The 15,458-nt window shown below is 73.8% G+C and carries 13 protein-coding genes; 7 read left to right on the top strand and 6 right to left on the bottom strand.

Translation table 11 applies throughout. The features are described from left to right. Positions 1-4: 4 nt before the first annotated feature. The gene (locus tag O7602_RS14135) at positions 5-775 is read right to left on the bottom strand and encodes a TetR/AcrR family transcriptional regulator (RefSeq protein ID WP_281589504.1); all 771 of its coding nucleotides are present in this window, start codon (positions 773-775) and stop codon (positions 5-7) included. A 223-nt stretch (positions 776-998) separates the two neighbouring features. On the opposite strand from O7602_RS14135, the gene helR reads away from it, so the two are divergent. Then, positions 999-3,188, top strand: coding sequence for an RNA polymerase recycling motor ATPase HelR (gene helR / locus O7602_RS14140; protein WP_281589506.1), 2,190 nt, complete (start codon positions 999-1,001; stop codon positions 3,186-3,188). Here the strand turns inward: helR and O7602_RS14145 are convergent. Next, a complete protein-coding gene (locus O7602_RS14145; RefSeq protein WP_281589508.1) occupies positions 3,178-4,056 on the bottom strand; it encodes an alpha/beta hydrolase in 879 nt (292 codons plus the stop codon). The genes helR and O7602_RS14145 overlap by 11 nt on opposite strands. Positions 4,057-4,152: 96 nt before the next feature. Here O7602_RS14145 and O7602_RS14150 point away from each other — a divergent pair, with 96 nt between their 5' ends. The 6 genes from O7602_RS14150 to O7602_RS14175 all read left to right on the top strand — a co-directional run bounded on the left by O7602_RS14150 (position 4,153) and on the right by O7602_RS14175 (position 9,706). Further along, positions 4,153-6,102, top strand: a complete 1,950-nt coding sequence (locus O7602_RS14150; protein WP_281589510.1) for a BTAD domain-containing putative transcriptional regulator — start codon at positions 4,153-4,155, stop codon at positions 6,100-6,102. Between the two features lie 58 nt (positions 6,103-6,160). Further along, positions 6,161-7,537 (top strand): pyridoxal-dependent decarboxylase, encoded by a 1,377-nt coding sequence (locus O7602_RS14155; RefSeq protein WP_281589512.1) that lies wholly within the window; start codon positions 6,161-6,163, stop codon positions 7,535-7,537. A 67-nt stretch (positions 7,538-7,604) separates the two neighbouring features. Beyond that, a complete protein-coding gene (locus O7602_RS14160; protein ID WP_281589514.1) occupies positions 7,605-8,006 on the top strand; it encodes a YbaB/EbfC family nucleoid-associated protein in 402 nt (133 codons plus the stop codon). Continuing rightward, positions 7,993-8,313 (top strand): type VII secretion target, encoded by a 321-nt coding sequence (locus tag O7602_RS14165; protein WP_281589516.1) that lies wholly within the window; start codon positions 7,993-7,995, stop codon positions 8,311-8,313. The genes O7602_RS14160 and O7602_RS14165 overlap by 14 nt, the downstream gene beginning before the upstream one ends. Further along, entirely contained in the window at positions 8,310-9,464 is a 1,155-nt protein-coding gene (locus O7602_RS14170) for a WXG100 family type VII secretion target (RefSeq protein ID WP_281589518.1), read from the top strand. Before O7602_RS14165 ends, O7602_RS14170 begins: the two co-directional genes overlap by 4 nt. 8 nt (positions 9,465-9,472) lie before the next feature. Further along, positions 9,473-9,706 (top strand): DUF4926 domain-containing protein, encoded by a 234-nt coding sequence (locus tag O7602_RS14175; RefSeq protein WP_281589520.1) that lies wholly within the window; start codon positions 9,473-9,475, stop codon positions 9,704-9,706. A 28-nt stretch (positions 9,707-9,734) separates the two neighbouring features. Here O7602_RS14175 and O7602_RS14180 read toward each other — a convergent pair whose 3' ends face one another. From O7602_RS14180 to O7602_RS14195, 4 genes are all read right to left on the bottom strand, one after another. Then, positions 9,735-10,340 (bottom strand): hypothetical protein, encoded by a 606-nt coding sequence (locus O7602_RS14180; protein WP_281589522.1) that lies wholly within the window; start codon positions 10,338-10,340, stop codon positions 9,735-9,737. Then, positions 10,337-13,783, bottom strand: coding sequence for a serine/threonine-protein kinase (locus tag O7602_RS14185; RefSeq protein WP_281589524.1), 3,447 nt, complete (start codon positions 13,781-13,783; stop codon positions 10,337-10,339). Before O7602_RS14185 ends, O7602_RS14180 begins: the two co-directional genes overlap by 4 nt. Positions 13,784-13,792: 9 nt before the next feature. Then, positions 13,793-14,383 carry an SAVMC3_10250 family protein gene (locus tag O7602_RS14190; protein ID WP_281589526.1) on the bottom strand — a complete coding sequence of 197 codons (591 nt, stop codon included), beginning with the start codon at positions 14,381-14,383 and terminating at the stop codon, positions 13,793-13,795. A gap of 139 nt (positions 14,384-14,522) precedes the next feature. After that, positions 14,523-15,380, bottom strand: coding sequence for a hypothetical protein (locus O7602_RS14195; RefSeq protein WP_281589528.1), 858 nt, complete (start codon positions 15,378-15,380; stop codon positions 14,523-14,525). Positions 15,381-15,458: the final 78 nt, after the last annotated feature.

Here is a 15,458-nt window from a genome sequence, read left to right on the forward strand (position 1 = left end):
CCGGTCAGTCGGCCGTCGACCGTTCGGCGACCACCACGGAGATGCCGTCGAGGACCCGCTGGAGACCGAACTCGAACGCGTGGTCCGGCCCGTACGCCGCGCCGTGGGCCATGCCGGCGGCGGTGCCGACCCGGGCGGCGAGCGGGAACGTGCCGGCGGTCATGAACTTCTCCAACCAGGGCGCGTGCGTCTGCCACCACTGGTCGTCAGTCATCCCGGTCTCGCGCTCCAGCTCGACCACGTCGAGGGCGGCGCGGGCCGCGCTCTTGGCGTGCCCGAGCACGAGGGTCAGCACGGCGTCCATCTCCACGTCGTCGAGCCCGATGTCGGCGACCGCCCGCAGCTCGTGATCGTATTTGGCCAGCACGTTGGGGCCGAGGACCGGCCGGGTGGTCTCGGCGCGCAGCAGCCACGGGTGGGCGCGGTAGAGCGCCAGATTGTCCCGGGCGATGCGCTCCAGCCGGCCACGCCAGCCGCCCGGCACGTCGGTCGGGCGGGGCAGGTCGCCGAGGACGGCGTCGACCATGACGTCGAGCAGCTCGGCCTTGCCCGGCACGTAGGTGTAGACGGACATGGTGCCGACGCCGAGCGCGTCGCTGACCCGGCGCATGGTGAGCGCGTCGATGCCCTCGGCGTCGGCGATCTCGACGGCCGTCCGCACGATCCGGTCGACGCTGAGGCCGGGCCCGGCGCCGCGGCTGGTCGGCTCCCGCGTACGCCAGAGAAGGGCCAGGCTGCGGGCGGGGTCGGCCTTGCGCCTGCGGTCGGTCGACATGGTGCCGTCATCCTACCGACCGCGGAATCCGCACGCGGCCGACGGGACAGGCGCAAAAAGAATGGCGGGATCTCCCGCCACTACCAACATATAGCGCACCCCCGGTCTTGCGGCAAGCCCCCGGTGACGGCGCAGAATTGCCGGCCGAAGCCCATTTCCCCGCACCTGAGAAAGCCGTGAAGAGCGGAGGCCCTCGCGTGCCCGCAGATCGGAGCCCACGCCCGTGAACCCGTCCACCACAAGCGTCTTCGATCTTCCCGACCGCCTCTCGGCGAAGGCCGATCCAGCCCTGGTCGCCGACGACGAACGGCACTTCGCGACCATCGCGGACAGCCTGCGCCGGTCGGTCGCGGAGCTGTCCGACCGGCTCGGCACCGCACGCCGGGCCGCCGGCGGCAAGGGCCGGCAGGCCGTCGACCGGGACCAGGAGATCCGCCGGCTGACCGCGCGCCTGCGTACCCTGCGCCGCTACGGCCTGGACCTGTGCCTGGGCCGGATGGTCGGCGCGGACGGCGCCGAACCGGTGTACGTGGGACGGCTGGGCCTCACCGACGGCGCGGGCGGGCGGCTGCTGCTGGACTGGCGCTCCCCCGCCGCCGAACCGTTCTTCGGCGCCACCCACGCCGACCCGATGGGGCTGGCCAGCCGCCGCCGCTACCGCTGGACCCTGGGCCGGATCACCGACTACTGGGACGAGGTGTTCACCGCCGACGGGCTCACCGGGCACGCCGCCCTCGACGACCAGTCCGCGTTCATCGCCAGCCTGGGCGACACCCGGTCGGCGCGGATGCGCGACGTGCTCGGCACCATCCAGGCCGATCAGGACGCCATCATCCGGGCCGGTTCCCGGGGTGCGCTCGTCGTCGACGGCGGGCCGGGCACCGGCAAGACCGTCGTCGCGTTGCACCGCACCGCGTACCTGCTGCACGCCGACCCACGGCTGGGCGAACGGCGCGGCGGGGTGCTCGTCGTCGGGCCGCACCAGCCGTACCTGAGCTACGTCTCGGACGTGCTGCCCAGCCTCGGCGAGGAGGACGTGCAGATCTGCACGCTGCGTGACCTGGTGCCCGAGGGCGCGGCGGCGGGCGCCGAGACGGACCCGGAGGTGGCCCGGCTGAAGTCGTCCGCGCGGCTGGTCGACGCGGTCGAGGAGGCGGTGCGGTTCTACGAGGAGCCGCCCACGACGTCGTTGACGGTCGTCGTCGAGGACGCCGAGCTGCGGTTGACCGCCGGCGACTGGGCGGAGGCGTTCGCGGCGGCCGGGCCCGGCGCGCCACACAACGAAGCCCGCGACGACGTGTGGGAGGAGCTGGTCACGATCCTGCTGGAGCGGTACGACGGCGACACGCCGGAGCAGGCGGTCCGCCGGTCGCTTGCCGGCAACCGCGAGCTGGTCACCGCGTTCGGCCGGGCGTGGCCGCTGCTCGACCCGGCCGACGTCGTCGCGGACCTGTGGTCGGTGCCGGCCTACCTGCGCCGGTGCGCTCCCGACCTGAGCGTGGACGAGATCCGTACGCTGCGGCGGGCCGACGCCCGGGCCTGGACGGTGGCCGACCTGCCGCTGCTGGACGCGGCGCGGCGGCGGGTCGGTGACCCGGAGGCGTCCCGGCGGCGGCGCCGCAACGACGCGGCCCTCCACGCGCAGCGGGAGCGGATGGACACGGTCGTCGACGCGCTGATCGCCTCGCACGCCTACGACGACGGCGAGGGGCTGATGACCATGCTGGCCGGCGCGGACATGCGGACCAGCCTGGTCGACGACAGCGTGCTGGCCGTCGCCGACCCGGACCTGTTGGCCGGGCCGTTCGCGCACGTGGTGGTGGACGAGGCGCAGGAGCTGACCGACGCCGAGTGGCAGATGCTGCTGGCGCGCTGCCCGTCGCGCAGCTTCACCGTGGTCGGCGACCGGGCCCAGGCCCGGCACGGGTTCACCGAGTCGTGGCGGGAACGGCTGGAACGGGTCGGTCTCGACCGGATCGAGCTGGCCTCACTCACCGTCAACTACCGCACCCCGGCACAGGTGATGGCGGAGGCCGAACCGGTCATCCGGGCGGTGCTGCCGGACGCCAACGTGCCGACGTCCGTCCGTACCGGCGACGTGCCGGTGCGGCACGGCGCCCGCGCGGACCTGCACGCGGTGGTGGCGGCGTGGCTCGCCGCCCACGCCGAGGGGATCGCCTGCGTGATCGGCGACCCGGAGTTCCCGGCGTCGGACCGGGTCCGGTCGCTGACCCCGGAGCTGGCCAAGGGCCTGGAGTTCGACCTGGTCGTGCTGGTCGCCCCGGAGGCGTTCGGCGACGGGATCTCCGGGGCGGTGGACCGCTACGTGGCGATGACCCGGGCCACCCGCGAACTGGTCGTCCTCGCCGGCGGGGGCGGCGGGACCGCCCCCGCCGGTCGCGCTACCGGGTGAGCAGTTCCCGCAGCGCCTTGCTGATCTCGGCCGGCGCCTCCTCGGCCATGAAGTGCCCGGCCGTGGTGGTGCGGTGGTCCAGGTCCGGCGCCCAGGCCCGCCACACCGCCGCCGCGTCGTAGCCGAGCGCCGCGCCCCAGTCCTGCTGGACCACCGTGACCGGCATGGTCAGCCGCCGGCCCGCGTCCCGGTCCGCCCGGTCGTGCGCCACGTCGATCCCGGCCGAGGCGCGGTAGTCGGCGACGATCGAGTCGACCGCCTCCCGGGAGGCCCGCAGGTACTCGGCCCGCACGTCCGCCGGAACAGCCGCCGGGTCGCTGGTCCAGGCGTCGAGGAAGTGACCGAAGAAGTCGTCCGCGCTCGCCGAGATCATCCGCTCCGGCAGGCCGGGTGGCTGCGCCATCAGGTAGAGGTGGAACGCCACCGACGCGGACACGCCGTGCAGCACGTCCCACATGTCGAGGGTGGGCAGCACGTCCAGCGACGCCAGGTGGGTGACCGCGTCCGGGTGGTCGAGGCCGGCGCGGACCGCCACCAGGGCGCCCCGGTCGTGCCCGGCCAGCGCGAACCGGTCGTGCCCGAGCGCCCGAGCCAGGGCCACCACGTCCGCGGCCATGGTCCGCTTCGCGTACGTCTGATCGGTGTGCGCGGGCGGCTTGTCGCTGGCGCCGTATCCGCGCAGGTCCGGGCAGATCACGGTGTGGTCGGCGGCCAGATCGGCGGCGACGTGCCGCCACATCAGGTGGGTCTGCGGAAAGCCGTGCAGCAGCATGATCGGGCGGCCCGCGCCGCCCACCGCCACGTTCAGCGCCACACCGTCGGCGACGGTGACACGCTTGTGGTCGAATCCGGTGATGCCTGTGGTCATCTCGGTGCCTCTCTTCTCCGTCGTACCGGCCAAGCGTGGCGGCGTCGGATGAGCAACCGATGAGCGCGGTACGGTGACCCGGTCGAGGAGGGGTCGGTGCCTGTCAGCTTCGGGGTGCTCGGGCCGGTCACGGCCTGGGACGGCGCCGGCGCGCCGGTCGACCTGAAGGGCCCCCGGCACCGCGCGGTGCTGGCCCGGCTGATCGTGGCCCGGGGCCGGGTGGTGCCCGTCGGCCACCTCGTCGAGGACCTGTGGGACGACCCGCCGCCGGGCGCGGTCGGTGCGGTCCGCACGTTCGTCGCGGCGCTGCGCCGCCGGCTGGAACCGCACCGCCCGCCCCGCGAGCCGGCGCGGCTGCTGATCACCGACGGACCGGGGTACGCGCTGCGCGCCGCCCCGGACACCGTCGACGCCTGGCGGTTCGCCGAGGCAGTCACCGGCGCCGCCGACGCACTCCCCGGGTCGACGCTGCACCGGCTCGACGCGGCGCTGGGCCTGTGGCGCGGGCCCGCGTACGCCGACTTCGACAGGCCGTGGGCGCGCGCCGACCGCCACCGACTCGACCAGTTGCGGCTGACCGCGGTGGAACGGCGGGCCGAGGCGCTGCTGGCGCTCGGGCGGGCCGCCGACGCCGTACCCGATCTGGACGCCCACGTCGCGGACCACCCGTGGCGGGAGGACGGCTGGCGGCTGCTGGCGCTGGCGCTCTACCGGGCCGGGCGGCAGGCCGACGCGCTCGCCGTGCTGCGCCGGGCCCGCGAGCTGCTGCGCGACCAGCTCGGCCTGGACCCCGGCCCGCGACTGCGTGGGCTGGAGGCCGACCTGAGACGCCATGCCGACGCGGAGCCGACCGGCCCGGCCCGGGTGTGGGCGGACGCCGCGGCGGCGTACGAGCGCAGCGTGGTGCCCGGCTCGCGGGCCCGGCTGGAATCCACCGTCGGCCTGCTGCGCAGCCTCGCGGTGACCGGGCCGGGCGGCCTGGAGGCGGCCCGGGACCAGCGGGTCGCGGCCATCGACGCGGCCGAGCAACTCGGCGACCCGGACCTCACCGCGCGGGTGATCGGCGGGTACGACGTGCCGGCGATCTGGACCCGCGCGGACGACCCGGAGCAGGCGGCCCGGGTGGTGGCCGCGGCGGAACGGGCCCTGGCCGGCCTGGGTCCGGACGGGCCGGACGCGACCCGGGCCCGGCTGCTCGCCACCGTCGCGGTCGAGTCACGCGGCCTGCCGTCGACGCGCGGTCCGGAGGCGGCCCGGCAGGCCGAGGCGATCGCCCGACGCCTGGCCGACCCGGCGTTGCTGGCCCAGGCGCTCAACGGCGTGTTCATGCAGACGTTCCACCGGGCCGGGCTGGCCGCCGAACGGGACGCGGTCGGCGCGGAACTGGTCGCGCTGGCCGCCCGGCACGGCCTCGCCCCGGTGGAGATCCTCGGGCACCTGATCCGGGTGCAGGCGCGCGGCGCGCTCGCCGACTTCGGCACGGCCGACACGCACGCCGACGCCGCCGACCGGCTCGCCGCGCGCCACGAGTCCCCGCTCACCGGTGTCTTCACCACCTGGTACCGGGCCATGCGCACGGCGGCGACCGGCGCGCCCCACCCGGAGGCGGAGGCCGCCTACCGGTCGGCGGCGACCCGGCTGGCCGGCTGCGGCATGCCCGGCGTGGAACGCGGCCTGCTCCCGCTGGCGCTGCTGTGCCTGCGGGTGTGGCACGACCGGCCGGCCGACTTTCCCGACGACACCGACTGGGGACCGTACGCGCCGTGGGCCCGCCCGCTGACCCTGCTCGCCGCCGGTCGCCGCGCCGACGCGACCGCCGCGCTGCGCCGCACCCCCGCACCGCCGCGCGACCTGCTTCAGGAGGCGCTGTGGACGCTCACCGGCCACGCGGCGGTGGCGCTCGGCGACCGGGACGCGATCCGGCGGGCCCGGGCGGCCCTCGCCCCGGCGGCGCACGAGCTGGTCGGCGCCGGCAGCGGCATGCTCACCGCCGGCCCGGTCGCGACGCACCTGGACCGGTTCGACGCCGCCCTCGGTCCCGACTGACCGACGGTCGCCGCCGCCCCGGGGCGGCGCGACCGGGAAGCGGGGCTAGGGTGCGGCGATGGACGAGCTGAGGGACCTGTTCCGGCGGGCCGCCGACCACGCGGCCGACTACCGGCGGTCGCTGCCGGAACGGCCGGTCGGGGTGCCGGTCGACCAGGCCGCGCTGCACCGGGCGTTCGCCGTCGGGCTGCCGGCCGCCCCCACGCCGCCCGAGCAGGTGCTCGCGGAGCTGGTCGCCGCCGCCGGGCCGGGACTGGTCGCCACCGCCGGGCCGCGCTACTTCGGTTTCGTGGTCGGCGGCGCGTCCCCGGCGGCCACCGCCGCCGACATGCTCGCCGCCGGCTGGGACCAGATCGCGTTCAACGCCGTCACCGCGCCGGCCGCCATCGCCGCCGAGACTGCCGCCGGCACCTGGCTCAAGGAGCTGCTGGGCATCCCGGCGTCGGCGTCGGTCGGTTTCGTCACCGGCGGCCAGGCCGCCAACACCGCCGGCCTCGCCGCGGCCCGGCACCAGGTGCTCGCCGACGCCGGCTGGGACGTGGAACGACGCGGCCTGACCGGCGCGCCACCGGTGCGGGTGCTCGCCGGCGCGGAACGGCACGCCACCGTCGACCGGTCGTTGCGCCTGCTCGGGCTCGGCACCGACGCGCTGCGGGAGGTGCCCGCCGGCCCGCAGGGCGCCGTCGACCCGGCCGCGCTGGCGGCGGCGCTGCGGCACGCCGGCCCCGGCCCGACGATCGTCTGCCTCCAGGCCGGCAACGTGAACACCGGCGCCTGCGACGAGCTGCGCGCCGCGTGCGACCTGGTCCACCGGCACGGCGGCTGGGCGCACGTGGACGGCGCGTTCGGGCTGTGGGCCGCCGCCAGCCCGACCACCCGGCACCTGGTGGACGGCATCGAGGCCGCCGACTCGTGGGCCTGCGACGGCCACAAGTGGCTCAACCTGCCGTACGACACCGCGTTCGCGTTCTGCGCCCGGCCCGACGTGCACGCGGCGGCCATGTCGTACTCGGCCGCGTACCTCGTGGGCTCCGGTGGCGTGCCGGCGGGCGCGGACCTGACCGCGGAGTCCTCGCGCCGCGCCCGTGGCTTCGCGGCCTGGGCCGGCCTGCGGGAGCTGGGCCGCGACGGCGTCGCCGCGCTTGTCGAGCGGTGCTGCGCGCTGGCCCGCCGGTTCGCCGCCGGGCTGACCGCGGCCGGATTCGAGGTGGTCAACGACGTCGTCCTCAACCAGGTGCTTGTCGGCTTCGGCGACGACGCGCGCACCGACCGGACGGTGGCCGCGGTGCAGGCCGACGGGACGTGCTGGGTGGGCGGTACGACGTGGCGGGGCCGGCGACTGATGCGGATCTCGGTGTCGAACGCCACCACCACGGAGGCGGACGTCGACAGGTCGGTGGCGGCCATCACCCGGCTGGCGTCGGCCGCCTCCTGACCGGGCACCACGGAGCGCGACCGGTTGGTATCGTCGCCGTCACCGATGTCCCCTGGGGAGGGTGGCCATGTGGGCGGACGAGGCCGCGCTGGACGCGGCGGGGCGCCGACTCGACGAGTGGGAGTCCGGCCTGGCCGACCGCGCCGCACGGGCGCAGGCCCTGTCCGCCCGGGCGCAGACGCTGACCGGCGCCGCCCGCAGTGACGACGGCCTGGTCGAGGTGACAGTCGACGCGTCCGGGTTGCTCGCCGACCTGCGGCTCGACGAACGCACCCGGCAGCACTCCGCCGCCCACACCGCCCGGCAGGTCGTGGCCACCACCCGCGCCGCCCGCGTCGACCTGCTGCGCCGGCTCACCGAGGCGACCACCGAGACCCTCGGCGTGGACGACCCCGCCGGGCTGGCGATCGTCGACTCCCACCGGCGACGGCTCGACCCCGACCAGGGCTCGCCGGATGAGCGCCGGTGAGATCCTCCGGGTCGACCCGGACGACCTGACCGCCCACGCCGCCCACCTCGACCGCTGCGCCGACAGCATCGACACCGCCGGTCGGGCCGGTCAGCATGTCCGGCTCGGCGCCGATGCGTACGGGCAGCTCTGCGCGGTGATGCCGGTCCTGCTGGGCGATCTCCAGCGCGCCATGGTCGACGGCGTCGCCGCCGCGGGCACCTCGGTGCGCGACACCGCCGGCAAGGTGCGCGGCAGCGCCGAGCGCTACCGCTCCTCCGACGCCCAGGCCGCACACCTGCTCGACCAGGTGCGCAACCGGCGATGACCACCAACCCGCTCGTCGCCGGCGCGGCGGACACCAGGCCCAGCGCCTGGGCGGGCATCTGGATCTGCGAGGACATCGAACTCATCGCCCAGGGCGTCCGCGCCGGCAGTTGGATCGACGGCAGCCTCGGCGTGGTCAGCGCCGGCCTGGACGCGCTCGCCCTCGTCTCCGACCCGGCCAGCGCGCTGCTGCAATACGGCATCGCCTGGCTGATCGAACACGTCAAACCGCTCAGCGAGGCCCTGGACTGGCTCGCCGGCGACCCCGCCGAGATCACCGCGCACGCGCAGACCTGGCGCAACGTCGCCGTCTCGCTGCGCGAGGACGCCGCCGACCTGGCCCACGCGGTACGCACCGAGGCCGCCGGCTGGACCGGCGCCGCCGGCACCGGCTACCGGCGTTGGGCCAGCGAACAGCAGCAGGCCGTCACCGGGCTCGCCCAGGGCGCCGAGGCCATGGCCGCGATCACCGAGGGCGCCGCCGGCCTGGTCGCCGCCGTCCGGCTGCTGGTCCGCGACGCCGTCGCCGCGTGCGTCTCCCGCCTGATCGTGTACGCGGCGGAACTCGTCGCCAGCGCCGGGCTCGCGACGCCGCTGGTCGTGGAACAGGTCACCACCACGGTGGCGTCGTGGGGCGCGCGGATCGCGCGGTTGTTGCGGGGATTGCTGGCGAGCCTGCGGCGGCTCATGCCGGAGGTGCGACGGCTCGGCGACCTGATCGAGAAGCTGAAGCAGGCGCTGAGCCGGCTGCTCCACGACTCTCCCGAATCTCGTCCGCCGCACGACGCGGAACCGCCTCAGGCACCTCGTGATCCCGCTACCCCCGACTTTACCGACCCCGAGATCGACTCACAGAAGATTGCGGGGTACGCCATGAACCCCGAGCATCCCGTGGGCAAGAACAAGTACCGGGTCATAAACGCCGCCACCGGGCTCGGTCCGGAGGACGCCGCGACCGTTGAGCAGCAGATCCGCGCCGGTGTCCAGCACGGTTCACCGATCCCTGGCAAGGCCGATCAGTACGGCCATCGCTGGTCAGTCGACGTGCCGCTGACCGGTCCATCGGGAACTATCCTGGTACGGACCGCCTGGATTCTCGAAGCTGGTGCGCCCACACCACGTCTGGTCACCATCTCCTTTCCCCCTAAGTGAGGCTGGCTGTGGAGTTGTACGACCTGGTCCGACTCAGGGAAGCGCTCCCGGAGGAAAACCTGCCGGCCGGCATGCTCGGCACCATCGTGCATGTGTTCCACCAACCACAGCTTGCTTACGAGGTGGAATTCGCCGATCAGGACGGTCGCACCCTGAGCAGCGTGGCGCTCACGCCGGAAAAAATTCTCCCCGTATCGGCGAGTGACGCCGGCCGTCAGCCCTCGGGGCCGGGCTACGAGTAGCGCTGCCCGGGGGCGGCTGCCGGACGGGTCACGGCGTGGGCGGAATGGAGACTCCGTTGGCGTCGAGTAAGGAGCCGTCCATCGCGCGGTCCGTCTCGACGGCGGTCAGCGACACGGTCACGTCGCCGTCCGGGGTCGGGAAGCGGGTGAAGTGCAGCAGGACGAAGCCCAGTCGTTTGTTTCCCCGCACGGCGTTGTCGAGCGGCCTGGTGTTCACCCCTTCGACGAGCCACTGGTAGACCGGCTGCGCGTCCTCCTCCTGCCATCCCTTCAACGCGGCGTGGTGGACGGCCAGGGTCAACTTCTCGGCCAGGTAGGCGGGATCGCAGACGCTGATGATCGTCAGTTCGAGTTTGTCGAACCGGTGTCCCGCCCCGAAGTGCCACAGCGCCCGCACCTTGCGAACGCCGGGGGTCAGCGGCCGTCCGACGAACATCCACTGGTACGCGTCCAGGTGGGGCGCGTGGTCCCTGAGCCACCTCTTCCGGTCCCGCTCCGCCACGACCCAGGGCCGGGGGATCTCGCTGAACTCGTCGGTCCAGACGATCTCCGGGATCTCCCACGCATCAAGCCAGGACCTGACGCGTTCCCGGTTGGCCAGGAACGTCGCCGGTGACTCGTCTCTGGACGTCATTGTTCACTCCCGTGGTCCCAGTCGAGGCCCCAGACCCGGACGTTGCCCTGGTGGTCCCCGGTGACGATGGTGCGGAACGAGGCGTCGGCGCGGATCGCGTTCACCCGGACGGGGTGGCCGCGCAGCGACCGGATCCCGCGCCCGACGCGGAGGTCCCAGACGTCGACGGTCTCGTCGCCGCCGGCTCCCGTCACGGCGAACCGCCCGTCGGGCGACACCGCCATCTCCTCGATCCCGTGCAGGGGATGCTCCGCGCCGGCCCGCCCGTCGTACACCAGCTCGCCGGTTTCGGCGTTCCACACCACGAAGCCCGTCATTCCGGCGATGGCGGCGAGTCGGCGCGAGTCGGCGAACGCCAGGTCCGCCGACGAGCTGTGTTTGACGCCGTCGAGACGGTAGAGCGGACGCCTGCGGCCCGGCCGCCACGCGGTGAGGCGGCCCATCTCGGCCAGCAACAGCACGCCGGAGGCGAAGCGGATCTCCGTGTGCCGGTCGACCTGCGCGAAGGTTCGCAGCGGCTTCCCCGTGTCGATCGACCGGACCTCCACGCTGGTCGCGTCGCCGTCCCGCAGGTGCACGGCGATCGAATGGGACTTCTCGTCGGCCGTGACACCCGCGATGAGCCCGTGCCCGGTGCGGATCGTCGCGACGCGGGCCGCGGCGTCGAGTGACCACACCGTCGCCAGCCCGTACCCGAATCCGACCGTGACCAGGTCGCCGGAGACGTCGAGCGTCGTCTTCCCCTCGTCGTGGGGCTGGGCGCCGGCGACCTTGAACCGCGGCTCGGCCGTCACGGTGTCGTGGCACGCGACCGACCCGTCCGAATAGCCGATGATCAGGTCGCGTCCGCCCCGGGCGAAACGCAGGCTGGTGGCGGGGTTCCGCTTCTCGACCACGGAACCCACCTTCTGGAGCGTCTCCAGGTCGACGATCTCCACCTGGTCGATGTCGGTAGGAAAGGCGAACAGCCGCCCGGAGTCGCTGACGTCGAAGGCCCCGTGGGTGAGCATCACGTCGGACAGTTCCTGCTCCAACCAGATGCCGTGCAGGCCGGTGCGCTCCAGGTCCCGGCCCGCTGCCCGGGCGGCCCGGCGTAGTCGTGGATGGCGTTCGAAACCGGGAATCGCCCTGGCCTCGCGGATGGTCTCGGTGGCGCGCTGCCCCTCACCGGCCGCGATCATCCCGTCGATGCGCGCCATGACCTGGTCGAAGGCCCGTTCCTCGTGCGCGAGGGCGCCGACCGGGCGGGGCGGCGCGTACGACCAAGGGGCGAGATGTCCGGGCAGCGGCATGGGGAGGCGCGACAGCGAGGTCCGGTCGCGGAAACCGTCCCGCTCGGCGACCACGGCGTACCCGCAGTCGCCGCTGAACGTCGTCACCTCGCGATGGGAGCCGCGGTTCCAGTCCTTGGGGAAGGTGCGGACGCAGCGGCGGATGGCCAGTTCGAGGACCTGGAGGTCACCGCTGCCCGGGTCGAGCAGGGCCCAACCGGCCCGGCCGGAGACGCCGAGCACGTCGCAGCCGAGAAGCCAGGGGACCTCCCACCGTCGCGGCTCGTCCCACACCCGCATGTCCACGGTCATCATCGACCGGACGCCGAGCCGCAGGACGATCGACCCGTCCGTCGCCAGGGCGGTCCTCCGCTCCGGGTTCAACCCGTCGGGCGGCAGGTGCAAACCCCGCATCCTGGTACGACGCAGGGGCCACCACTGCTCCACCCGGTCATCCGCGTCGGGATGCCCCAGCGAGGCGGAGACGCACACCTCCGCCTCCGGGGCGAGAATCACCCGCGTGACACGCCCCTCGTGGGGCCGGATGTCGACGACGGGCTCCCACCCGCCGGCGCGGAAGACCAGGACGCGGCCGTCTGCCGTACCCACCGCTGCGGAGCCGCCGTCGGGGCTGAGCGCCACGGCCGTTCCCCCGTCCAGCCGGCCTTCGAGTTCGGCGGACCCGTCGGTGAGGCGCCACCGCTCGACCACCGAGTCCTGGTAGCAGACGAGCACCCGCGCCCCGGCGTGGTCGATCGCGACGTCGACGGGCGTCCGGCCGGAATCGGCGAGTTCGGTGACCACGCGCCCCGCGATGGCGTCCCAGATCCGCACCCTGCCCGACGTCTCGGCCACCACCACGTGCGTCGCGTCGGCGTCGCTGGCCATCGCCGCGACCTCGCCGGTGAACTGCCCGAACACCTCGAGCGTGCCCCGGGGCGCCAACCGGGCGCAGCGGTCGCGCGCGGTCGCGATCTCGGGTGCGCCCGGATGCTTCCGGTCCGCCTCGGCCAGGTGCCGCGCCGCGAGGACGCCGTCGCCGCGTTCCAGGTGGACCATCGCGGCCAGGTAGTCCGCCTCCCAGGAGTCGCCGGTGGCGCGCAGCTCCGACAGCAGGGTCTCGTCGGTGACGAGGCCGTCGGCCCACCTGAGGAGCCCGTGGTTGTAGACCACGTGGACGTTGTGCGGGTCGATCGCCCTCGCCTGCTCGAACAGCTCGACCGCCCGGCTCTGCTCGCCGAGGTCCCACAGCGACAACGCCTTGTTCGACAAGCCGTCGGCCTTCAACGCCGGCGGGACCCGGTCGGAACGCGGGTAGGTGCCGCCCGCGCAGTCCGCGTACAGGCCGGCGAGGACGGCCTCCGCCTCGGCGGTGTCGCTGATCCGCGACCGGGGATCGCGCGCGAGGCAACCGGCCAGCAGGTCGCGCAGCGCCTGCGGGAGATCGGCGCGCAGCGCCGCGAGCGCGTCCGCGCCCTCGTGGCCCCACTCCCAGAGCCGACGCCCGTGCAACACCTCGATCACCGTCAACGCCCACGACCACATGTCGCTGGCCCGACCGATCCGGCCGTCCGGGTCGACCTGCTCGGGAGAGCAGTACTGCGGCGTGAACCCGCCGAGGGTCGCGTAGGCGGTCCCGGCGTCACCGGGCGCAGGCTCCGAGGCGTACGCCTTCGCCTTGGCGGTGCCGAAGTCGGTCACCCGCGCCGTCTCGCCGTCGTACATGATGTTGGAGGGTTTGATGTCCTGATGGACCAGGCCCGCGGCGTGGGCGTGCCCGATGCCGCGCAGCGTCTGGATCGCGACGTCGAGGGCCGCCCGGAGGTCGCGGCAGCGACCCTCCCGCACCGCCGCGGTCAGGTCACCGCCCGCGATCCATTCCGCGAAGACCACCGGGTACGCGCCGACGCGCCGCACGTACGCGCACCCGACCACGTTCGGGTGCGGGCCGAGATCGGTCCAGGACTGCGCCTCCTGGGCGAGCAGGTCGAGGATCCCGGGCGACGCGGCCAGGTCGGGGCGTGGCGTCTTCACGGCCAGGTCGACATTCCAGGTGAGATGGTGGGCGCGGTACACGAAACCCATCCCGCCGGTCTCGACCACCTCGTCGATGCGGTACGTGTCGAGGACGGTCTCCCCCGGCCGCCACCGGATGACCTCCCCCGCGTCCACGCCGAGGCCCTAGTCGGCGAGCGCCACGTAGATCGGGCTGCCCAGCAGCGCGCCGCCCGGTCCGGGCCTCTCGGTCAGCCGCTTGGCGATGAACTCGACCCACTGCGCCGGCCCCGGAAGCCCCGCCCCGATCTGCGACAACGCCTCGTGGAAGCGCTCGTCGTCGAACTCGCCCGGATCCGGTCGCAGCTCCTGAAGCTTGCGGAACAGGTACGGCGGGACCGACCCGACCGGCTCGGCGGCACCGCCACCGACCACGTGCGACGCCGACCCGCCCAGGACAATGGCCTGGCCGTCGAGTGTCCCCGCGAAGACCACGATGCCGGCGGTCGGGAAGACCTGCCAGCGCATCCTCATGCCGGCCTGGAAGTAGGGGCGGGAGTCGCCGGCGGCGCCGATCTGGTCGGCGTCCTGCAGGTGCCGGACCACCTTCGCCAGCTTGTCGAGGTCGTGGCGCTCCGGCCGGACCGCCTTGCGGCTGTAGCGGACGAACTTCAGATCCACGGCGACTTCGGTCTCGTGCTGCGCGTCGGAGGTGAGCTGGGCCGCGAGGAGGCCGAGCTTCAGGTGCGACAGGTAGAGGTAGTACGTGAGGGTCAAGGCGCGCTCCGGTGACAGGGAGATGGCCGGATCCAGCCTACGTGGGGCGTGCCCGCGTCGTTGGCCCCCGCATGTCTGGTCCGGGTCAGGCGCTTCTCCCGCTCGCGCCACCGCGCGATGCAGGCCGCCGTCCTGACGGTCAGGACGCGAGCAGGTCCAGGAGGGTTCCGAAGATGAGAAAGGTGAACGCCGTCCATCTCAGCGCGACGAGCAGCTGCGGCTTGCCCAAATCCCGCCCGACGGCCCGCTGCAGACCGCCCAGGACCCGGTGCGACAGTGCCGACAGCACCAGACGCACCCGCCACGACCAGGAGAGAGGCACGAGCAGAGCGCCGGGAACCAGAAGTCTCACATCCTCGGTCGCTACGCCGGCGGCGACGACGGCAAGGCCGATGAGCGAACCGATGAGCGCGCCATAGCCGCCGATCTCCACCACTTTTGCGTCCTCGATGAGACGCCGTTGATGCGGGGGAAGTTGCGCCGCCACCAACTCGTCGATCCTGCGCCCGACGTAATCCTGCAGTTTTCCGCATGTGGAGCGGTCCGGGTCCGTGCACGTGTGCTCGCGTAGCACCTGGCCCACCACCTGCCGGTGGTAGTCACGGTATTCATCCAGGGTCAACCCGAGACCTCGAGGCACGCGATCCGGCGGCGCGGTGACCAGGAGTATCCGCACCACCGCCGAGGCTGGGCCCGTCATGAAACTGCGGTTGGCAAGGAACTGGCACGCCACCGCCTCGCGCAGGCGGATGATCCGGCGAAACGCACGGCGTTCCTCGGAGCGACGGAAGAACAGCTTTGAGTCGTCTTGCAAGGCCGCACCCCGCCGCTGGAACCAGGCGGGGCCGAGCAGGTCGATCACGACGGCTCCACCGGCGACGAGCTGGATCATCTTGCCCATTCGCCCCCAGATGAGCATGCTGTGGCCCCAGACCACGACGTCGGTGGTCGGTTTCCCGTCCAGCCACAGTCGCAGCACATCTACGATTTCGCTCACGCGGGTCCTCGACCGACGCCCGACACTCCTCCATTGTGGCAGGCCCGGCGAAGCCCGCAGGGTTGCGGCTCCGAGGTG

The sequence above is a fragment of the Micromonospora sp. WMMD1128 genome, from assembly GCF_027497235.1.
Lineage (GTDB): Bacteria > Actinomycetota > Actinomycetes > Mycobacteriales > Micromonosporaceae > Micromonospora.

Bases quoted from the DNA above. Each gene is read 5' to 3' on its own strand.
- O7602_RS14135 (WP_281589504.1), bottom strand. From the start codon at position 775: ATGTCGACCGACCGCAGGCGCAAGGCCGACCCCGCCCGCAGCCTGGCC.
- O7602_RS14165 (WP_281589516.1), top strand. From the start codon at position 7,993: ATGAGCGCCGGTGAGATCCTCCGGGTCGACCCGGACGACCTGACCGCC.
- O7602_RS14170 (WP_281589518.1), top strand. From the start codon at position 8,310: ATGACCACCAACCCGCTCGTCGCCGGCGCGGCGGACACCAGGCCCAGC.
- O7602_RS14145 (WP_281589508.1), bottom strand. From the start codon at position 4,056: ATGACCACAGGCATCACCGGATTCGACCACAAGCGTGTCACCGTCGCC.
- O7602_RS14180 (WP_281589522.1), bottom strand. From the start codon at position 10,340: ATGACGTCCAGAGACGAGTCACCGGCGACGTTCCTGGCCAACCGGGAA.
- O7602_RS14160 (WP_281589514.1), top strand. From the start codon at position 7,605: ATGTGGGCGGACGAGGCCGCGCTGGACGCGGCGGGGCGCCGACTCGAC.
- O7602_RS14155 (WP_281589512.1), top strand. From the start codon at position 6,161: ATGGACGAGCTGAGGGACCTGTTCCGGCGGGCCGCCGACCACGCGGCC.